15 protein-coding genes, 2 tRNA genes and 3 pseudogenes are annotated in these 20630 nt (G+C 70.3%); 13 read left to right on the top strand and 7 right to left on the bottom strand.

Annotated elements, in window-relative coordinates; genetic code table 11:
- Positions 1–76: 76 nt before the first annotated feature.
- Positions 77–808, bottom strand: a complete 732-nt coding sequence (locus tag OG870_RS15935; protein WP_266514355.1) for an LPXTG cell wall anchor domain-containing protein — start codon at positions 806–808, stop codon at positions 77–79.
- Between the two features lie 241 nt (positions 809–1049).
- On the opposite strand from OG870_RS15935, the pseudogene OG870_RS15930 reads away from it, so the two are divergent.
- Together OG870_RS15930 and OG870_RS15925 are read left to right on the top strand one after the other, a co-directional pair.
- Positions 1050–1826, top strand: a pseudogene (locus OG870_RS15930) (serine/threonine-protein kinase); the annotation flags it as partial.
- Between the two features lie 987 nt (positions 1827–2813).
- A complete protein-coding gene (locus OG870_RS15925; RefSeq protein WP_327692314.1) occupies positions 2814–4454 on the top strand; it encodes a hypothetical protein in 1641 nt (546 codons plus the stop codon).
- A gap of 52 nt (positions 4455–4506) precedes the next feature.
- Here the strand turns inward: OG870_RS15925 and OG870_RS15920 are convergent, their stop codons facing one another.
- Complete coding sequence (locus OG870_RS15920; protein ID WP_266514352.1) at positions 4507–5925, bottom strand: amino acid permease; 1419 nt, start codon at positions 5923–5925, stop codon at positions 4507–4509.
- 204 nt (positions 5926–6129) lie between these two features.
- Here OG870_RS15920 and OG870_RS15915 point away from each other — a divergent pair, with 204 nt between their 5' ends.
- Together OG870_RS15915 and OG870_RS15910 are read left to right on the top strand one after the other, a co-directional pair.
- Positions 6130–6615, top strand: coding sequence for a ribose-5-phosphate isomerase (locus OG870_RS15915; RefSeq protein WP_266514350.1), 486 nt, complete (start codon positions 6130–6132; stop codon positions 6613–6615).
- Between the two features lie 174 nt (positions 6616–6789).
- Entirely contained in the window at positions 6790–7599 is an 810-nt protein-coding gene (locus OG870_RS15910; protein ID WP_266514347.1) for an Fpg/Nei family DNA glycosylase, read from the top strand.
- Positions 7600–7626: 27 nt separating this feature from the next.
- On the opposite strand, the gene OG870_RS15905 is transcribed toward OG870_RS15910, so the two are convergent.
- Complete coding sequence (locus OG870_RS15905) at positions 7627–8856, bottom strand: GNAT family N-acetyltransferase (protein WP_266584617.1); 1230 nt, start codon at positions 8854–8856, stop codon at positions 7627–7629.
- Between the two features lie 162 nt (positions 8857–9018).
- On the opposite strand from OG870_RS15905, the gene OG870_RS15900 reads away from it, so the two are divergent.
- The 4 genes from OG870_RS15900 to OG870_RS15885 all read left to right on the top strand — a co-directional run bounded on the left by OG870_RS15900 (position 9019) and on the right by OG870_RS15885 (position 13982).
- On the top strand, positions 9019–10209 hold the full coding sequence (locus OG870_RS15900; RefSeq protein ID WP_266514342.1) for a PP2C family protein-serine/threonine phosphatase: 1191 nt from the start codon (positions 9019–9021) through the stop codon (positions 10207–10209).
- A 118-nt stretch (positions 10210–10327) separates the two neighbouring features.
- Positions 10328–11086, top strand: a complete 759-nt coding sequence (locus OG870_RS15895) for an ABC transporter ATP-binding protein (protein ID WP_266584619.1) — start codon at positions 10328–10330, stop codon at positions 11084–11086.
- Complete coding sequence (locus tag OG870_RS15890) at positions 11086–13518, top strand: FtsX-like permease family protein (RefSeq protein ID WP_266588426.1); 2433 nt, start codon at positions 11086–11088, stop codon at positions 13516–13518. Before OG870_RS15895 ends, OG870_RS15890 begins: the two co-directional genes overlap by 1 nt.
- Before the next feature lie 20 nt (positions 13519–13538).
- A complete protein-coding gene (locus OG870_RS15885) occupies positions 13539–13982 on the top strand; it encodes an HD domain-containing protein (RefSeq protein WP_327692313.1) in 444 nt (147 codons plus the stop codon).
- A gap of 104 nt (positions 13983–14086) precedes the next feature.
- Here the strand turns inward: OG870_RS15885 and OG870_RS15880 are convergent, their stop codons facing one another.
- Positions 14087–15262, bottom strand: coding sequence for an acyltransferase family protein (locus OG870_RS15880; RefSeq protein ID WP_405624316.1), 1176 nt, complete (start codon positions 15260–15262; stop codon positions 14087–14089).
- A gap of 580 nt (positions 15263–15842) precedes the next feature.
- Here OG870_RS15880 and OG870_RS15875 point away from each other — a divergent pair.
- Together OG870_RS15875 and OG870_RS15870 are read left to right on the top strand one after the other, a co-directional pair.
- Entirely contained in the window at positions 15843–16037 is a 195-nt protein-coding gene (locus OG870_RS15875) for a hypothetical protein (protein WP_016435177.1), read from the top strand.
- 200 nt (positions 16038–16237) lie between these two features.
- Positions 16238–16429: a hypothetical protein gene (locus OG870_RS15870; protein WP_266584623.1), complete on the top strand. Its 192-nt coding sequence runs from the start codon at positions 16238–16240 to the stop codon at positions 16427–16429.
- A 167-nt stretch (positions 16430–16596) separates the two neighbouring features.
- Here OG870_RS15870 and OG870_RS15865 read toward each other — a convergent pair.
- Positions 16597–16860, bottom strand: a pseudogene (locus OG870_RS15865) (DUF6083 domain-containing protein); the annotation flags it as partial.
- 66 nt (positions 16861–16926) lie between these two features.
- Positions 16927–18315, bottom strand: a complete 1389-nt coding sequence (locus tag OG870_RS15860; protein WP_266840432.1) for a hypothetical protein — start codon at positions 18313–18315, stop codon at positions 16927–16929.
- A 26-nt stretch (positions 18316–18341) separates the two neighbouring features.
- On the opposite strand from OG870_RS15860, the pseudogene OG870_RS15855 reads away from it, so the two are divergent.
- Positions 18342–18569: pseudogene (locus tag OG870_RS15855) on the top strand (cation transporter); the annotation flags it as partial.
- Positions 18570–18635: 66 nt separating this feature from the next.
- On the opposite strand, the gene OG870_RS15850 reads toward OG870_RS15855, so the two are convergent.
- Positions 18636–18709, bottom strand: a tRNA-Gly gene (locus tag OG870_RS15850).
- Between the two features lie 177 nt (positions 18710–18886).
- On the opposite strand from OG870_RS15850, the gene OG870_RS15845 reads away from it, so the two are divergent.
- A tRNA-Pro gene (locus OG870_RS15845) sits at positions 18887–18963 on the top strand.
- Positions 18964–19187: 224 nt separating this feature from the next.
- The gene (gene tig, locus OG870_RS15840) at positions 19188–20585 is read left to right on the top strand and encodes a trigger factor (protein ID WP_266584627.1); all 1398 of its coding nucleotides are present in this window, start codon (positions 19188–19190) and stop codon (positions 20583–20585) included.
- The last annotated feature ends 45 nt before the right edge of the window (positions 20586–20630 follow it).

Below are 20630 nucleotides of genomic sequence, written 5' to 3'. Positions count from 1 at the left end.
GACGCCGTCAGCTTTTTAGGGTCGTTCGAGGCCGGGGTGCACCTGTTGCCGCACCCCGGCCCTCTGGTGGGTCCGCTCAGCCGCGCAGTTGCCGGGTCGGCCGCCGGGACGACCACCACAGCCCCGCCGCACCGGCCGCCATCAGCGTCGCGCCCGCCGCACCGAGTGGCAGGACGTCCCGCCCGACGCCGGTCTTCGGCAGCTCCTTCTGGTCGCCGCCCGGCGCCACCGGCTTGTTGTCGGTGCCGAGGAGCAGCGGGGTGGCCGGGGCGTTCGGCGACGGGTTCGTCGTACCGAACGGAACCGGGCCCTGCTGCCAGTACGTCTTCTTCCCGTCACCGGACTGCACGGGCAGACAGATCTTGCCGGCCTTGCGCAGGTCGTACGTGGCATCGACGGCGTACGACTTCGACTTGCCGGCCGCGAGATTGTCGATCGGGCAGGAGAAACCGCTGTTCGAGCCCTCCGGAAGATTCTTTTCGTCAATCTGGGAGCAGCCTTGGACGCCCTTCACCGTGAGGCCGTCGAAACCGACGACCAGAAGCTGGATCTTTCCGCTGTCCTTCGTCCCCTCGTTCTTGACCGTGGCGGTAATAGCCGTCTTTTGGGAGCCGTTGTCGACGGAGATCTTCGAAGGCAGGAGAGTGGTCAGCTTTACACCTGCCGGTGCCTCGTCGACGGCCTTTCCCCCTTTGCCACTGCCGGGCCCCTGATCGTCCGCGCTGGCGGTGAAGGAAAGGATCATCACCGCCGAGAAAGATGCCGCGACCAGCGATCCCGCGATGGTCGTCGTGCGAAGAGAACTCATGTTCAAATCCCCCTTGGCTGCGCCTGAATTCGCAGTACTTGAAGAGGTACCACAAGATTTCTCCGCACTATGCTGGTACGGCATGAAGTGTGACCATTGTGTTTCAGTCGGGGTGTTGTTGAGGTAATTGAGGGGGTGTAGCGGATTGCCGGGGAATTCGGGGAACACGAGGAGCGGCGGAGTCCCAGGGACACTGGTGACGGGGCGCTATCGGTTGGTCGAGAGTATCGGCCAGGGGGGAATGGGGCGGGTGTGGCGAGCCGCCGACGAAATGCTCGATCGCCCGGTCGCCGTCAAGGAGATGCGGATAGACGGACTGGACGCGGAGGACACCCGCACCCGTCGTGAACGCACGCTGCGCGAGGCCAGGGCCACGGCCCGGATCGACCATCCCAATGTCGTGCGGGTCTACGACGTCGTCGACGAGGGCGAACGCCTGTGGATCGTCATGGAGTTGGTCGTCGGCCGCTCCCTGGAACGGATGCTGGTGGAGGAGGGGCCGCTGGGGCCGGCCGGCACGGCCCGGATCGGGCTCGGTCTGGTGGCCGCCCTGCGCCAGGTGCACGCACGCGGCGTACTGCACCGGGACATCAAACCGGGGAACGTCCTGGTGGAGGCGGTCGGCGAACGTATCGTCCTCACGGACTTCGGCATCGCCGCGATCCAGGACGCCAAGGCGCTCACCATGGTCGGCATGCTCGTCGGCTCCCCCGACTACATGGCCCCCGAGCGCATCTCCGGCCGCCCACAGGGGCCGCCGTCGGACATCTGGTCCCTGGGCGCGACGCTCTGCGCGGCCCTCGGCGGCCGTTCCCCCTTCTCCCGCGACACAACTCTCGCCACACTGCACGCGGTCCTCTACGAGGAGCCCGAACTCCCCGCCGCGGCCGGCCCCCTCAGGGACGTCCTGGCCGCACTGCTGGAGAAGGAACCATCGGTCCGCCCGGCCCTGGAGGACCTGGAGGCAGCCCTCCGCCCCCTCGCCTACCCACCCTCCACACCGACCCTCCCCGTCGGCGGGGGAGAAGCCGACGGCCCGCCCGGCCCATCCGGCCCACCACGACCGAAGGAGGGTACGGGCGGGGCGCATGGCTCGCACGGGTCAGACCCGGATGCGGGTCAACCGGCGGCTGGGGGAGAGCCATTGGTTCCCCGGGGCGCACGTGAGCCCGAGCCGGCGGAGGGGGAGGAGAGGGAGGAGAGGGAGGAGAGAGAGAAGGGGGAGAGGGCGGGCCCGGGGGGTGCGCCGGTGGCCGGACCTGGACCTGGGCCGGGGGGCGCGTCTCCGGCTGGACCTGGGCGTGGACCCGGGGGTGAGCGTGGACCTGGGCGTGGGCCGGGGGTCGTGTCTGCGGTCGGATCCGGGCCAAGCCCGGGGGGTGGGTCCGCGGCTCAGGTTGCACCTGGGCCGGGTTCGGGGAGTGCGTCTCCGGCTGGACCTGGGCGTGGACCCGGGGGTGAGCGTGGACCTGGGCGTGGGCCGGGGGTCGTGCCTGCGGTCGGATCCGGGCCAAGCCCGGGGGGTGGGTCCGCGGCTCAGGTTGCACCTGGGCCGGGTTCGGGGAGTGCGTCTCCGGCTGGACCTGGGCGTGGCGCGGGGAGTGCGTCTGCGCCCGAGCCTGCGACCGGGCGGGGGAGTGCGCCTGCGGTCGGATCCGGGCCAAGCCCGGGGAGTGTGCCTTCGGCCGGGCCTGGGCCTGGGTCAGGGTCAGCGGCAGGGAGCGTGCCTGCGGCCGAGTGCGGGTCGGCTTCTGAAGGCGAGTCGATGGTGGCGGGTGGGCTCAGCCCCTCAGCGCAGCGCGACTCCATGCCCGCGGCGGGGTCCACGAGGACTTCCGCAGCCGAACCGAGCGTGGCGGGCGGGCCCACGCCCGCGGTGCAGCGCGACTTCCAACCCGGGGTGGAACCCGGGCCCGCTTCTGAAGCCGAACCAACGGAGGCGGGCGGCCTCGTACCCCCCGCGCAATCCGAGCCCGAGCCCCCGCCCCGACCCGTGCACGGGCGCGTGGCGCGTTCCGAGCCTGCTGCCGAGTCAGGGCCAGGGGCCGGCACCGGGACCGACGCCCCCGCAGACCAAGACGCCCCCGCAGACCAAGACGCGCCCGCAGACCTGGACGCGCCCGCGGACCTGGACGCGCCCGCGGACGCCCCCAGCCCCTCGGAGCCGGCCTCTCCCGCCCCCTGGGACCCGAACGAAGCACCCACCCCGGCCTACCTGGGCACCCGACTCGTACGCGCAGCCCGTGACCCCAGGCAACCCGAATCGGACTCCGTCGAGGACGCGGTACCGCAAGACCTGCCGGACACCCACGACTTCCGCCGGGACCGCGCCCCGGCCGGGGCCGGCACAGCCGACGCCTCCGACAAACCCACAGCGGCACAACCAGCCCCTGCCACCTCCGCGGCAACGGCGCCCCCGTCCGCGGAGCCACTTCATGCACCCGCCGACCTTCAGGGACCCGCCGCCACGCATACGGAATCCGGCGAGGCCCCCGCCCACGCCGGGCCCAACCTCCCGTCCACCCGCATAGAGCCCCACGACTACTCCGCATACGCCGAGCCCGACGACTCCTCCGCGTACGCCGAGCCCGCTGCGCTCCACACGCACGCCGAGCCCCCCGTTCCCCACGCACACGCCCAGCCCCCCGCCCCCTACACACACGCTGAACCCCCCAACGCCTCCACCGAAGTCCCCTCCGAACTCCGCTCGGAGGTCCGCTCCGAGACCCCGTCCGCCAATTCCGCGCCCCCCGTGGCCGGTTCCGCGCCCCCTCGACGGTCCGGGGTCTCGCTCGTCCGCCCTCACCCGGTCACCGAGGAGAGCCCCGCGCAGGGGAACGGTTCCGATTCCTCGACCGGCCTCCACCAGGGCTCACAGCACAGCGCGCGTGCTCCCGAGCCGCGTCGCTCCCGCCAGAGCCCGCCCCCCACGTCCGAACAGGCCACCCGCCCCGCGCTGGGTCCCCACCCCCTCCGCACCCCCCAGGGCGAACTCCCCGGCCCCGCGGCCCCGGCCACCCCCCGCCGCAGCCGGCGCCGTGCCGGGATCGTCGCCGCCGTCGGAGTGGCCGCCGCCGGTGCCGTGGTCGCCGTGGTCCTCCTGCCGCACTCCGGGTCGCCCGGCGACGATCGCGCAGGCTCCTCGACCTCACCGTCCACGTCCGCCACCACACCCGGCGGCAGCTCGTCGCCCACCGTCGAGGGCACGTCCAGGCCGCAGAGCCTGCCGCCGGGCACGCACCGGGAGGCCGGTGGGTTCGCGTGGGCGACTCCGGCGGGCTGGCGGCGGGATCTGCAGACGGGGTCGGAGGTGCACTACACGTCTCCCGACGCCACACAGGAGCTCGTGGGCAAGTCGTCCATCGCCCGCGGCGACCTGATGGAGACCTGGCAGAAGTCGGAGGAGAACGCCCACCAGGGGCAGGACTACCAGAAGATCCGCCTGGAGAAGACGACGTTCCGCGGCAACCCGGCGGTGGTCTGGGAGTACACCTTCACGCTGAAGGGAGTCCCGTGGCACGCCCGGCTGCTGGGGTTCGACCAGGAAGGGAAGTCGTACCAGATCAACACCTGGTACCAGCCGGAGGACGAAGCCCAGGCGCTCAAGACCTACGGCAAGGTCAAGGACAGCTTCACGGTGCTGTGAACACGCGAAAGGGGCCCGCGGCGGTCACCGCGAGCCCCTCCGACAGCCGACGTCAGCGGGTCTTGACCTTGTCCCGCGCCGACACGGACGACGTGCCGTCGACGACGGCCCGGCTCCCGCCCACCTTCTGCTTCACGACGGAGATGACGAGCACGACCGCCGCGACCAGCAGCGACAGCAGTACGGTCTCGCGCCCGTCGTGCTCCGTGTCCGTGAGCATGTAGCCGAGCACGAACACGATCAGCCCGGCCGTCGCCCAGGTCAGATACGGGTACAGCCACATCTTCACGACCAGCTTCTCCGGCGCCTCGGCCTGGATGATCTTCCGCATCCGCAGCTGCGAGAAGCAGATCACCAGCCAGACGAACAGGGCCACCGCACCACTGGAGTTGACCAGGAAGAGGAAGACCGAGTCCGGGAACTTGTAGTTGAAGAAGACGGCGACGAAGCCGAACACCACCGACGCGACGATCGCGGCCATCGGCACACCGCGGGACGTGGTCCGGGCGAACATCTTCGGCGCGTCGCCCCGCTCACCGAGCGAGAAGGCCATCCGGGAGGCCGTGTAGAGGCCGGAGTTGAGGCAGGACAGCACCGACGTCAGCACGATGAAGTTCATGATCTGAGCGGCGTGCGGGATCCCGAGGGAGCCGAGGGCGGCGACGTAGGAGCCCTGCTCCTTGATCGACGGGTCGTTCCACGGGAGCAGGGACACGACGACGAGGATCGAGCCCAGGTAGAAGACGGCGATACGCCAGATGATGCTGTTGGTCGACTTCGTCACCGCGCGCTGCGGGTTCTCCGACTCGCCGGCCGCCAGCGTCGCGATCTCGCTGCCCATGAAGGAGAAGACGACCAGCAGGACACCGGTGAGGATCGCGCCGGGGCCGTGGGGCAGGAACCCGCCGTGGGAGGTGAGGTTGCTCAGGCCGGCCTTGTCGCTGTCGACGCCCGGCAGCACACCGAAGACCGCGAGCCCGCCGACGACGATGAACGCGCCGATCGCGACGACCTTGATCCCGGCGAACCAGAACTCGAACTCGCCGTAGGAGCCCACGGAGACGAGGTTGGTGGCGGTCAGCACCACCATCACGATCAGGGCCCAGCCCCACTGCGGGACGGCCGGCATCCAGCCCTCCAGGATCTTGGCACCGGCGGTGGCCTCCACCGCGAGCACCACGACCCAGAAGAACCAGTAGAGCCAGCCGATGGAGAAGCCGGCCCAGCGGCCGAGCGCCCGGTCGGCGTGCGCCGAGAACGAGCCGGAGGTCGGGTTGGCCGCGGACATCTCGCCGAGCATCCGCATCACGAGGACGACGAGCGTGCCGACGAGTGCGTACGACAGGAGGATGCCGGGTCCTGCGGTGGCGATTCCTGAGCTGGAGCCGACGAAGAGGCCGGCTCCGATGACGCCGCCGATGGCGATCATCGTCAGATGGCGGTTCTTCAGTCCGGCCTGGAGACCAGTCATGGGGGGAATTCCTTTGCGCCGGGTGAGCGGTTTCGTACGAGCGGCGTACGAGTTGGTCCAGTGAAACGGAGGCAAAGGAATTCGTGAACCTTTGAATCCAGATCGTTACTTGAGGTTTCCTTGAGGTTCCGTGGTTGGGCTCCGGATTTTCCTGGCCGACACCCGGGGCTGCTGCCCGGAAACACCCATGTCACACTCGGAACCATGCGCGTGTATCTCGGCTCCGACCATGCCGGCCTCGAACTCAAGAACCACCTCGTCGAGTGGCTCAGGGCGGCCGGCCACGACCCCGTCGACTGCGGCCCGCACATCTACGACGCCCAGGACGACTACCCGCCCTTCTGCCTCCGTGCCGCGGAGAGGACGGTCGCGGACCCCGATTCCCTCGGCATCGTGATCGGCGGCTCGGGCAACGGCGAGCAGATCGCGGCGAACAAGGTGAAGGGTGTGCGCGCCGCTCTCGCGTGGAGCGAGGAGACCGCGTCGCTCGGCCGCCAGCACAACAACGCCAACGTCGTGGCGGTGGGCGCCCGGATGCACACGCAGGAGGAGGCGACGAAGTTCGTCGAGACCTTCCTGGGCACCCCGTTCTCGGGTGACGAGCGCCACATCCGCCGTATCGACATGCTTGCGGACTACGAGACGACGGGCGACCTGCCCCCGATCCCGGCGCACCACCCGCAGCAGTAGTTTTCAGCCCGTCCGGCGTTTGAGGACGAGGCCCTCGGGCCGACGGGGGTCCAGGGGCGGAGCCCCTGGGGATGGGTACGGGTAAGGGCGGTAGGGGCGAAAAACCCCACGCCCGCCCCCACGCCCGCCCCCATGCCCGCCCCCGCCCCCACCCACGCACGAACAGGAGCCACCGTGCCTGAGGGGCACACGATCCACCGTCTGGCCAAGGACTACGCGGCCCGCTTCCTCGGCACGGCACCGCGAGTGACGAGCCCCCAGGGCAAGTTCTCCGACGCCGCGGAACTGCTCGACGGCGCCGAACTCACCCGCAGCGAAGCCCACGGCAAGCACCTCTTCCTGGGCTTCCGCGACTCCGACTGGGTCCACATCCACCTGGGCCTGTTCGGCAAGGTCGCCTTCGGTGACGCCCCCGCGCCGCCGCCCACCGACACCGTCCGCCTCCGCCTCGCGAACGCCACGTCGTACGTCGACCTGCGTGGCCCGACGACGTGCGCCCTGATCACGGACGCCGAGAAGCAGGCGGTACACGACCGCCTCGGCCCCGACCCCCTGCGCGCGGACGCCGACCCGCAGGCGGCGTACCGGCGGATCTCCCGCAGCCGTACGACGATCGCCGCGCTCCTCATGGACCAGAAGGTGATCGCCGGCGTCGGCAACGTCTACCGTGCCGAGGTCCTCTTCCGGCACACCATCGACCCCTACCGCGCCGGCCGGGACATCACCCCGGCCCAGTGGGACGCCGTCTGGGCGGACCTGGTCGAGCTGATGCGTGAGGGCGTCCGCAACAACCGCATCGACACCGTCCGCCCGGAGCACACCCCGGAGGCGATGGGCCGCCCGCCGCGCGTCGACGACCACGGCGGCGAGGTGTACGTCTACCGGCGGGCCACCCTGCCCTGCCACATCTGCGGCGGCGAGATCCGCACCGCCGACCTCGCCGCCCGCAACCTCTTCTGGTGCCCCACCTGCCAACAGCCCTGACCCGCGGGCCCCTTCAGATCAGTGCACCTAGAACCCGTGCGGCAGCCACGGCACCACCGGTGAGCCGAAGGCGACCGACGCCTCGGTCAGTGCGCCCTGTCGGAGCTCGTGCACCCGCCCGGCGGCCGCCAGTGACGTCAGCGGGACCGCGCCCAGGTACGCCGACGCCAACTCCCGTACGGACAGGGCGAGATCGGCGGAGTCCTGCGTACGCTCGCAGGAGGCGCCCTTCGGGTCGCCGGTCAGGCGCCAACGCCCGCTGTTCCAGGGGCAGAAGGAGTCCTCGACCTCCAACACCACATCCAGCGGCGCCTGGTAGGTGCGGGCCCCGAGCGCCGCACCCACGTCCACCAGCCGCACGTGCAGCGAGTCCCGGACCAGCAGCGAGCAGCGCCGGATGTCGGAGACCAGGTACTGCCACGGCTCGTCCATCGGACGGCGCCGCACGTCGATCTTCGACGTCAGGTCGATGTCGAACAGGAACCGCCACAGCGCCGCGTGAGCCGCCGGATCCAGCGCGTCCACGTCCTGCGCCACGACCGTGCCCTTGGGACCCGCGGCCTCCCAGTCGCCCTTGATCCGGAAGCGCGCGTACCCGACGACCTGGCCTCCGCGCTCCGCGAGTACGCACTGCAGCGGCGACGCACCGTCCCGCTCGCTCTCCGGGTCGAGCACCCACAGCCTCTCCCAGCCCGGAATCCGCGCCACCATGCCCGGCCGCCGCGCCACCAGCTGCGCGTACACGGCCTCGCACGCGCCGAGCGACCCGGCGGGCGAGGCGTACCGCAGCCGTACGTCATCGGTGCCGGGCGGCACGGACAGCCGGACCCGGGTCGTGTCGATCTCGGCGTTGACGTTGAACGTCCCGACGCCGTACCCGAACCGACCGTAGATCGCGGGTTCGGAGGCCGTCAGGACGGCCAGCGGCTCGCCCCAGGACCGTACGTCGTCCAGCTGGCGCCGCATCATCGACGTCAGCAGCCCGCGACGCCGGTGCGTGGCGGCCACGCTGACCATGGTCACGCCGGCCGCGGACACCGCGGCCCCGCCGGGCACGGTCAGCCGGAAGCCGAACGCTCCCGCCGTCGCCACGCACATGTCACCGTCCCAGACGCCGAGGGAACGGTCCGTCTCGGTGAGCTGGCGCCACAGCTCCCGCTCCTCGGCGGACTCCGGACGCCCGCCGAAGGCGCGGATCAAGTTGTCGTACCACTCGTCCCAGTCGTCCCGGCGCAGCACGCGCAAGTCAGTGCCCATGAACCATGCCTACCAGGGCATTGCAGGACGAGCGAGGGAATTTCGTCTTGCCGGACCCGCAACGGCTTTCTGTGAAGTTCACTGTGAAGTTGAACCTCGGACGGGGGACAAGTGGGACCTCCCGTGCCAAGCAGCTGGTCCGATGGATAGGGTCCCGAACTAATGGCAGCAGGACGAGAGCGGCGCGCGGAAGCCGAGACGTTCACGGCCCGGTTGAAGATGCAGTGGCACCGGGTCCGCGTCGGCCTGCGCAGAAGCGCTGTCGACTACTTCCGCGGGGACGGTTCGGACTGGGTCGCGCTGGCCGGTCTGCTCATCACCGTCCCGGTGATCGCGGCTGTCACGCTCGCCAACGCGGTGTGGTGCTCCCCGGCCGTCCTCGTCCTCCCGATCGTGGCGGGCGGCCTGCTGCTGCGCCCGTCGAGCCTGCTCGGTCTCTACGCGGCCGCGGCCACGGCACTGATCGTGGAGTCGGTGAAACTGGGGCCCTACACGGAGGGCCCTTCCCGTGTCACGCCCGGCGTCGTGCTGGTGGTCGCCGCCTGCGGCTTCTTCGGTCTGCTCATCGCCCAGTTCCGCAGCCGGGTCGGCGTGCCCTGGCGGCGCGGCGGCACCATGCTCTTCGACCTTCGCGAACGCATCCGGGTGCAGAGCAAGCTCCCGCAGCTGCCGATTGGCTGGCACCGCGAGATGGCGCTGCGCCCGGCGGGCGGCCAGTCCTTCTCCGGCGACTTCGTGGTCGCGGCGCGGACGAACGGGGGCCGCACTCTTGAGGTCGTCCTGACGGACGTGTCGGGCAAGGGCATGGACGCGGGCTCGCGTGCGCTGCTGCTGTCGGGGGCCTTCGGAGGCCTGCTGGGCTCGCTTCCCCCGCACGCCTTCCTCCCGGCGGCCAACGGCTATCTGCTCCGCCAGGACTGGGACGAGGGCTTCGCGACCTCGATCCACCTCGTGCTGGACCTCGACTCCGGCGACTACGAGCTGTACAACGCCGGGCATCCACCGGGGCTGCAGCTCAGCGCGGGCAGCGGGCGCTGGGAGGAGAAGGCGGCCGAGGGACCGCTCCTCGGTGTGTACGACGGCGCGCAGTTCGACCCCGTGAAGGGCTCGCTGCGCCCCGGCGACGTGCTGATGCTGTTCACGGACGGTCTCGTGGAGACGTCCGACCGCGACATCGTGGAGGGCATAGACCGCCTCACCGGCGAGGCCGACCGCTATGTCGCCGGCGGCTTCCACGGCGCCGCCTGGCACCTCATCGAGGCGGTGGCGAAGGACGTGAACGACGACAGGGCGCTGCTGCTGATCTCCAGGGAGGGGCCGACGGCGACGGCCCAGCAGCCGACGCCGCACTGAGCCCGCGGCGCCGGCAGGTGGGGTTTACCCCCGGTCCCATTCGCCAGCCGCCCTCATCGCCCGCACCCGCCTCCGATCCGTAGGTTCGAAGCACACCACGGACCGGAAGGAAACCGGCATGTCAGGCGACTGGGCCGTAGAACTGCACGGAGTCCGCAAGCGCTACGGCCGCGGCGGCAGCGCCGTGCACGCCCTGCGCGGCATCGACCTCACCCTCTCCCGCGGGAGCTTCACCGCCGTCATGGGCCCCTCCGGCTCCGGAAAGTCCACCTTTCTGCAGTGCGCGGCAGGCCTGGACCGCCCCACCGCGGGCACCGTCCGGCTGGGCGGCACGGAGATCACCGGCATGAAGGAGAACAAGCTCACCGCGCTGCGCCGCACCCGCCTCGGCTTCGTCTTCCAGGCCTTCAACCTGCTGGCGTCCCTCACGGTCGAGCAGAACGTCGTCCTGCCGATGCGGCTGGCGGGCCATCGGCCCGACCGTCGCCGTGCCGCCGAGGTCCTCGCCCAGGTGGGCCTGACCGACAAGGCCCGCCGTCGCCCCGGCCAGCTCTCCGGCGGCCAGCAACAGCGCGTCGCGATCGCCCGCGCCCTGGTCACCCGCCCCGACGTCGTCTTCGCGGACGAGCCCACCGGCGCCCTGGACACCACGACGGCCGCCGAGATCCTCTCCCTCCTGCGCCAGGCCGTCGACACCCAGGACGCCACGGTCGTCATGGTCACCCACGACCCCACGGCGGCGGCCTGGGCGGACCGCGTCCTGTTCCTGTCCGACGGCGAGATCGTCGACCACCTGGACCGTGCGCCGGCCGAGCGGATCGCCGCACGCATGACCGCTCTCACCGCACGCCCCTCCTACGCACAGGCCGCGGCGTGATGTTCACACCCAACGGCCTCGCCCGCGCGGCCCTCCGCTTCCGCCCCTCGGCGTTCGTCGGCACCTTCATCGCGTTCGCGATGGCCGCCATGGTCGTGTCCGCCTGCGGCATCCTCCTGGAGACCGGCATCCGCGCCACCGTCCCGCCCGCCCGCTACGCGGCCGCCCCGGTGGTGGCAGCCGCCGACCAGCGCGCCCCCTACGGCCACGGCGACGACGCGGACAGCGAACCGATCCCCGACCGCGCCCGCCTCGACGACTCCCTGGTCGCGAAGGCGGCCTCGGCACCCGGCGCCCGTACGGCCGTCGCGGACGTCACCTTCCCCGGGCGCGGCCCGAACGGCCCCTTCACCGCCCACAATTGGGCCTCCACCGCCTTCACCGGCGAGAAACTCACCTCCGGCCGCCCGCCGCACCCCGGCGAGATCGTCCTGGCCGAAGGCAGGGGTACGGTCGGCGCACACATCACCCTCACCACCCCCGCGGGCACGCACACCTACCGCGTCTCCGGGACCGCCAACACCCCGGGCGCCACCGCCTGGTTCGCCGACACCGAAGCCGTACGCGTCTCCGGACACCCGGGCCGCGTCGACGCCATCGCCGTACTGCCCGAGCCCGGCGTCTCCACCAGCGCCCTCAAGTCGCAGGTGGCGCACGCCCTGGGCAACAGTGCGAAGGTCCACACCGGTGACGACCGCGGCACCGTCGAGGATCCCGCGCTGGGCGAGGCCAAGGAGATGCTCATCGGTATCGGCGGCTCCTTCGGCGGTGTCGCCACCATGGTCGCCGTCTTCACCGCGGCCGGCACCGTCGCGCTCGCCGTGGGCCAACGCGCCCGCGATTTCGCCCTGTTGCGGGCCATCGGCACCACGCCCCGCCAGATCCGCCGCACGATCGCCACCGAGACCCTCCTCGTCGCCCCGGTCGCGGCCGCCCTGGGCTGCCTGCCCGGAATCGCCCTGGCCCGCTGGTGGTTCGGGCAGCTGCAGGACAGGGGCGCGGTGCCTCAGCCGGTGCACCTTTCCGTCTCCTGGATCCCGCTCGTCTCCGCGAGTGGCGCGGTGCTCCTCGCCGCCCTCCTCTCCGGCTACATCGCAGCCCACCGCAGCTCCCGCATCAAACCCGGCCAGGCGCTGAGCGAGGCGTCCGTGGAACGGCTGCGCCCCGGCTGGATCCGTACGCCCCTGGGCATCGCCGCCGCGGTGGGCGGCTGCGTGTGCGGCGGTCTCTCGTCCTCCCTCACCGGCGACGACGCGGCCAACACGGCACTCGGCATCGTCTTCCTCTTCATGCTGGCCGTGGCCCTGCTCGGCCCGTTCGTCGCCCGCGCCTGCGCCGCCCTGTTCGGGCTCCCGCTGCGCGGCGCCGGCGCCTCCGCCGTGCTCGCCGCCGCCAACTCCCGTACGAACGCTCGCCGGTTGGCCTCCGCGATCACCCCGATCGTGCTCGCCATGGCCTTCTCCTCCGTGCTGATCTTCATGCAGACCAGCACGGACCGCGTCACCGCCGACCAGCAGCACGCCGGCATCCGAGCCGACCACATCGTCACCGCCGACCCGGGCCTGACCCCGGACGCCGTACGACGAGCCGGGCGCACCCCCGAAGTCATCGCCGCCGTCGGCCTGTTGAAGACGTCCGTGCTGGTCCCGATGTCGGGCGGCCTGGACTCGGCCTCCGCCCAGGGCGTCGACGGATCGGTCCATGACCTGACGGCCGTACAGGACCTGGACGTCAGGCAGGGCCGACTCGCCCTGAAGCGGGGCGAGATCGCCGTCGACACCTCCCTCGCCGACAACGCCGGCGTCAAGGTCGGCGACCGCCTCCACCTCCGCCTGCCCGACGGCACGAAGGCCGCACCGGTCGTCACGGCGACGTACGCACGCGGCATGGGGCTCTCCCAGGTCACCATGGCCCGCGCCGACCTCGCCACCCACGTCACCTCCGCCTACGACGCCGAACTGTGGACGAAGGGCGGAAAGGCGGCCGGGCTCGCACCCCTCGGTACCGTTCTCGACCGCGGCGACTACACCAGCGCCCAGTCCCTGGACCGCGAGCTCAACGCCTGGGCCAACTCCCTGATGGCCGGCGTCCTCGGCGGCTTCGCGGCTGTCGCCGCCGCCAACACGCTGGTGATGACCGTCCTCGACCGGCGCCGTGAACTCGGCACGCTCCGCCTCATCGGCTCCACCCGCCGCCAGGTGCTGCGCATGATCCGCTGGGAGGCCCTCCTGGTCGCCCTCGCGGGCATCGCCCTCGGCACGGCCATCGCCCTGGCCACGCTCGTGCCGATGATGAAGGGGCTGACCGGGCAGGGGCCGTACATACCCCCGCTGGTGTACGGCTCGTTCGCCGGCGGGATCGTCGTCCTCGGGCTGACGGCGGCGACCCTCCCGGCCCGCGCCGCGCTGCGCAGGGAGACACTGGAGGAGTGACCGGAAGATCCCGTACCCCGATGACCCTGGCCGAGGTCGAGGCCGCCGCCCGCGCCGCCCACGAGGGCCAGACCGACAAGGCGGGACGGTCGTACGCCGAGCACCTGCGGGCCGTCGCCGAAGGCGTCTCGGCGCGCGGTGGCGACGAGGAACAGATCGCCGCGGCCTGGCTGCACGACGCCGTCGAGGACGACGCGCTCTCCGAGCGGTGGCTGGACGAGGCCGCGCTGAGCCGCCGTACGAAGGACATCGTGCTGGCGGTCACCAAGCGCGCGGGGGAGGGGCCGGAGGAGTACGCGGCCCGGATCCTCGCCACGCCGGGCGCACTGCTGGTGAAGGAGGCCGACCTGGCGCACAACGCGCACCCGGCCCGTCTGTCCCGCCTCACCGACGAGCCCACCCGCAAACGCCTGACCGAGAAGTACGCACACATGCGCGCACTTCTCGGCCTGGCCCAGCAGTAGCGGCTTTCAAGGGGCGCGGGTCTGTGACATTTGCGGCTCCGCCGCGTGGGCGCGACAAGCCACGACGCAGCCGCAGCCGCCGGACGGCATGGCGTGGCAACCGCTCAGGCGTTGGCCATGGCGCGCTCGCGCTTCTCCCGCTCCCGGGCGAGCTCCGCCGCATCCCGCTTGAACGCCCACTTCATCTCAGGCTCCATCGCGAACCTGAAGACCCGCCGCACCGGCGGGGTGCACAACAGGGTCACGGCGGCGGCGAAGGCCACCGTCACGAGGATCTCCCCCAGCGGCCGGTGCAGCCACTTGTGGTCGAACCAGCCGTAGAAGTCACCGGCCTTGACCAGGAATCCGTGCAGCAGATAGCCGTACAGCGTGCCCGCGCCGAGCGCCGTGAACCACATCTTCCGGCGCGGCACCCAGGCGAAGAAGCAGGCGGTCAGCAGCAGCGAGCAGCCGAACATCGCCAGCACCATGACCGGCCCGGTCCACCACGGCGCTGCCAACTCCTGGGCGGCGTCACGGTGGTAGAACCACGCGGTGTTCATGCGCGGCACCGCCCACCAGGCGAAGGCGAGCGCGGCCGCGACGACGGGCACGGACAGGATCCGCATCTTCCGGGTGCGCACCATGTGGAAGTGCTCGGGCTTCATGCACAGACCCAGCACGAAGTACGGCAGGAACTGCAGGACGCGCTGAAGGTCCAGGTCGTCGCCGATCTCCGGGGAGACCGACCCGAACATCGCGACACCGAGGGCGACGGGAAGCGGCCAGCGCAGGTTGTTCCACAGCGGGGTCGTCAACCGCCAGATGAACAGTGCCACCAGGAACCAGGTGAGGTACCAGGGGTCGAGCAGACTGATCGCCATGCCCGGGTCGTGGTCGCCGTAGCGCTTGAAGAGGGAGTACGCCGTCTCGAAGACGACGTAGGGCACCAGGACCCCGGTGACCAGGCGTCTGAGGCGGTCGGGGCGCATGTCGAAACTGCGCGAGAAGTAGCCGGAGATGATGATGAACGCCGGCATGTGGAAGCTGTACACCACCGTGTACACGGCCTCCAGGATGCGGCTGTCACCCTTCAGGGGCTCCCAGGAGTGGCCCATCGCCACCAGCACGATCGCCAGATACTTCGCGTTGTCGAAGAACGCGTCGCGCTGTTTGCCGGGTTTGGTGGTTTTGTTCTGCTGATCCTGCGGCGAGCGCGGACTCGGCACTCCCGAAGCCGGCGGCTGTGCCGGAGGGAGCGGCGCTCTGTTCTGGCCATGCGGTCGCAACGAGTTCGTCACAGACCATCCCCCCAGAAGCTGGGGGAGACGGGCCCGGACCTCGCTGCGCGTGTGGGGGACGAGGCAGCGTGAAACATCTGAGGCACCCTAGCGTCGTCTGTGGGTTTTCGTAAAACTCTCCACGTCATTACTGCTAATTGGCTTCGAGTACCCGCGATTAACGGGAGTTGACGCCTGTGTGAGGGTGACGGTCAACACACCATTACATGTCCTGGTTGTCGCGACTCGTCCCGACTAAACGGTGCATATGACCCGCAGGCGACTCCTGCGGAATGTCCGCTTCACTTGCCTGTGGCGTTAATTCGAAATACCTGCGAACGCGTTGTGTGGACATGGAAACGATCTCGCCGAATTTCCTGTGCGGGTGCACCCTCGAATTGCTGTGCGGGAGGGGCGTGTTGGGGCTCTCGCGCGGCCGGCGTCCGTATGGCTCGGGCAAAGGTCCGGCACAGGTGTGGCCGATGATGTCTCACCTGCCGCATACCGAGGCCCTGTTGGTGGCACGATGGTTCTGGCGGGGGTGCGCGGGGCTGGCACCCCCGGGCCGGGAGAGCGGACCGACCGTAGGGTGTGATCAGTTGTGGCCATTTCACTGTCAGTGGTGCTGCTGTTGGCGATCATCCTGGTGGTGTTGATCCGAGGAGGATCGATCAAGGCCGGCCCCGCCATCGTCGCGGTGCTGTTCGGCTTCTTCCTGGCATCGACCGGCATGGCCCCGTCGATCAACCGGTTCCTCAACTCGATAGCCGAGACGATCAACTCGATCAGCTTCTGATCGGTCGTCGCCGACGGGCGCGCGCACGGGGGCGCGGAACCCGCGCGCCCCGTCGGCGTGAGCCTCCCCGCTGACCGCCCGACGCCCGGCACCACCGCGCACGCCGCCTCGTGCGCCGTCGGACTCCCACGGGACCGCCCCCGCCACTCCTTGGCTGTCCCCAGGTCCTGGTGGTGCCAATGGAGGGGGAGGGGCAACACATGGTCAACGTCCTGATGGCAGCGTTCATCATCGGCGGCTTCGCGCTGGGCTGGTGCATCTTCACCGGCCGGATTCCCAGCCGTGCGAGCTCCCATCCGGACTTCGACAAAGTCCTGCCCAGGCTGGTCGGCGGCATGTTCATGCTCGGCGCGGCCTACATGATGGCTGCCCTCCTGCACAGCGTGCTGTGATCCCCCATCGCGTATGCGTATCGGGGCTGAGCCGGCGAGACGCTGACCTGGCCGTTCTCGGGTCACTCACCGGAGCTCCCCGTTGTCCCCCGCTGGTCGCTGCTCGATCGGGCACGCTGGGGACACGGCTGGTGCCTTGCGCTTCGTAGCGTGATCTACGACTCGCCTCAGTCGGGGACGCACATCATGCGGTGGGCCGGCACAACGGGCTCGCCCGGGAGCGGATCGATTCCACGGACCCGTACAGCCACGATATCGGTGGCGATGGGGGATCGGTCCGGCCGCTTCGTCAAGCGCCGGCGGAAGGGCTCTGGGACGTCTTTGGCGGGGAGTTCTACCGTGGCGAGGCTGACCCACCGGTCGTAGTCGGTGCGACATACGCGGATCAATGCTCCGCACTCAGGACAAGTAGGCTGCTGCCCACCTTGGCGCGCTGCTGCTCGGGGTCCCCGTTGGTGAGAACAGCCAGACGCGGTCCTCGGGGAAGCCGGTTTCGGTCAGTGGCCGTGGGGGTCATGGAAGGGGTTGATGACCTCGCAGGTGACGTCCATCCAACGCTCCAGGTCCTGGCAGATGGCCTGGTCGCCTGCCTGCTCGAACGCCTTGACCAGGTCTCGGAGCAGGTACATCCAATGGCGTGAGTTGGCCACGTGCCACGCCGTGGCATCCTCGGCGACGGCCAGTGAGGACGCGTACAGGAGGTGCGCCTCCAGCCCGAGCGTGGCCACCAGCTGCGGATGCCGCGCCAGTGGTGCCACGATGCGGGCCAGTTCCCCGGCGGAGTCGGCCCACTGCGAGCGCGGGCAGCGCTGACTGGTGGTGAACCTGCTCCGTGCGTTGTCCGGGCCGCCGAGCAGCAGGACCTCGTCCGGCACCTGCCCGACGCCCAGCAGCTTGCGCGCCCGGTGCAGTGCCGTGCCCATGGTCATCGGCCCGATCCCGATCCCGAGCCAGTTCTGCTCGGCCCGGCCGGCGACGTCGGCGTCCAGGTCGCGCGCGAAGTCGCGGTAGCGCTCCGACAGTTCCCGCTGCCCGAGCGCCTCTGTGAGCTTGCCGTAGTACGCCGCGGCCCGGACGATCGAGATGCGGTACATCGACGGCATCTCGCCCATCTCGCGGATCAACTGCGGGAACTCCGACCGCTCGACCTCGACCCAGGTATCGACCGCGATCCGCCCGGCCGACGCGGCTATCTCGGCCCTCCCCTGCCCGGCGTGCTCACGCATGGCGATCGTGGCGGCGCAGCGCAGCACATCGATGTAGTAAGCGCGATCGCCCTCGAGCGTGTTGACCTTCAAGCCGTTCGAGGTGATCAGCCGCACCACGGCGTCCGCCGAACTCAGGATCAGATCCGGGTCGCCGTACTGGCCCAGCACCAGGGCGTTGGTGTACAGCAGCCGGCTGAGGCCCAGCTCGAACTCGAACACATCGCCGTCCGGTCCCGCCAGCATCGCTGCCCGGACCACACCGTCCATTTCGAGGATCGAGTCCGTCACCCGGCCCAGTTCCTGGAACGTTCTGGCGCGGCGCACCTGCACATCAGTGATCCGCTGCGCCATGTCCCGCCTGCCGGTGTCGAGCACGTCGCCGTAGGCCTCCTCGGCCGCATCGAGCGCGGCGAGTGCGTCGTCGGGACGGTCCACCGCGCGCAGGCTCGAACCCAGCCCGTACTGCAGTGAGCCCAGCATGACCAGGTCGTCGGGGGTGGCCCCGGCCTGGGCGCCGATGATGGCGTGGACAAGCTCGACGGCCCGTTCCTGCAGCGGCACAGCCTCAGCCGTGCGGCCCTGCTGGAACATGCTGAGCGCCTGCTCCTCCAGCAGTGCCACCTGCGACCTGCGTGCGTCGTTGGAGTTCTGGTCCCGTGACGTGCGTCCCCATCGCATGGTCAGGATGCTTCCACACCGTCCGGCAGCAGACCCTCCTGCGCACCTACCTCTCCGCCGTGCTCCTGGTCGGCCTGGTCCTCAACGCCACCCTCGGCTGGTCCTGGGCCGACCCGATCGCCGCCCTCGTCATCGCCGCCATCGCCGTCAAGGAAGGCCGCGACCGCGACGCCTGGCAGGGCAAGGGCTGCTGCGCCTCCCCCGCTCCAGATGCTCTCGCTCAGCCTGTGCAGGCGGGGGACACGAAGGACTGAACGGCCCCGGGAACGGCGGAAGGCCCAGGGAGAGGAAATCCACCTCTCGCCTGGGCCTTCGGCGTATGGAGCGGGCGACGGGAATCGAACCCGCGTAGCTAGTTTGGAAGACTAGGGCTCTACCATTGAGCTACGCCCGCACAGCACGCGCCGCAGGTCAGGTGACCGCGGCACACAAGGCATCGTAGCGGGTCGGATGCGCTCGGCGCACACTCCATTCCGGCCCGCCGTTCCCGCCCGCCCCCGCGGGGCAGCGGCGCTCGGTAAATGCGGCAGCCGCACTGCCTGCGGGCATGTACCCTACGTGTCGCACCTGACGGGGTGTGGCGCAGCTTGGTAGCGCGTCCGCTTTGGGAGCGGAAGGCCGTGGGTTCAAATCCCGCCACCCCGACCACCGACCGGTCAACACCGGTCACCCGCGCGATCACCTCGCATGATCGCCTTTGGGGCGTTCGGCGGCTGCGGTTACTATGCAAGCTGCGCGCCCGTGTGTCTCATCCGCAGGAATCCACTGGACCCCCACTGGAGATCCTCCGGACGTCCTTCGGGCGGCGAAATCCGCCGGACCAGTCTGGCTCCGGCAGAGACCAAGAAGTCAGCCCCCAAGGAGACCGAACCGTGAAGAGCGCCGTGGAGACCCTGAACCCGACCCGGGTTCGGCTCAGCATCGAGGTGCCCTTCGAGGAGCTCAAGGACAGCCTCGACGCGGCGTACAAGAAGATCAACCAGCAGGTCACGGTGAAGGGCTTCCGGAAGGGCAAGATCCCGGCGCGCGTCATCGACCAGCGGTTCGGCCGCGGAGCGGTCCTGGAGGAAGCGGTCAACGACGCGCTTCCGAAGTTCTACACCGAGGCGGTCAACGAGGCCGAGCTCAACGTCCTCGGCCAGCCCGAGGTCGACATCACGGAGCTGAAGGACGGCGAGACGCTGAACTTCACCGCCGAGGTCGACATCCGCCCGGCCCTGGAGATCCCGGACTACTCGGGCATCGAGGTCGAGGTCGACGCCGTCGAGGTCACCGAAGAGGACATCGACAAGTCGGTCGAGCAGCTTCGCGAGCGCTTCGCCTCCACCTCCCCGGTCGAGCGGGCCGCCGAGGACGGCGACGTCGTCACGATCGACCTGGAGGCCAAGGTCGAGGGCGAGGTGCTGGAGGACGGCGTCGCGTCCGGCGTCTCCTACACCATCGGCTCCGGCGAGCTGCTCGACGGCATCGACGACGCCGTCAAGGGCATCGAGGCCGGTGGCGAGGCCACCTTCGCCTCCGAGCTCAAGGGCGGCTCGGCGGCCGGCAAGGAGGCCGAGGTCACCGTCAAGGTCACCCAGGTCGCCGCCCGTGAACTGCCCGAGCTGGACGACGACTTCGCGCAGCTCGCCTCCGAGTTCGACACCCTCGAGGAGCTGAAGGCGGACAGCCGCAAGCGCCTGGAGAACATGAAGCAGTACGACCAGGCCACGCAGGCCCAGGAGCGCGTCCTGGAGAAGCTGCTCGAGCTGGTCGAGGTCCCGGTCCCCGAGAAGCTGCTCGAGGACGAGATCAACACCCGTAAGCACAACCTCGAGCACCACCAGCTCGGCCAGATGGGCCTCGACCTCGAGAAGTACCTCGAGATCCAGGGCAAGACGGTCGAGGAGTTCGACGCCGAGACCAAGGAAGCCGCGGTCAAGGGCATCAAGACGCAGTTCGTCCTCGACGAGCTCGTCAAGCAGGAGAAGCTGAACGTCAACCAGGAGGAGCTCACCGAGCACCTCATGCGCCGCGCCGCCTCCTCCGGCATGTCCCCCGACCAGTTCGCCCAGGCCGTCGTCGAGGGCGGCCAGGTTCCGCTCCTGGTCGGCGAGGTCGCCCGCGGCAAGGCCCTCGCGGTGGTCGTCGAGGCCGCCACGGTCAAGGACACCAACGGCGAGGTCGTCGACCTCGACGACGAGGACGAGACGGAGACGGCCGCGGAGGTCGCCGCCGAGAGCACCGACGGCGACGCCGTCGAGGCCGCCGACGAGAAGACCGAGGGCTGAGCCCACGGCGCCTCGTAGGTCGTAGGACGGGCCCCGGGTCACTCA

It is taken from the genome of Streptomyces sp. NBC_00461 (genome assembly GCF_036013935.1).
Classification (GTDB): Bacteria; Actinomycetota; Actinomycetes; order Streptomycetales; family Streptomycetaceae; genus Streptomyces.
The sequence above is the reverse complement of the archived record's forward strand: the minus strand, read 5'-3'. Positions and strand labels throughout refer to the sequence as shown.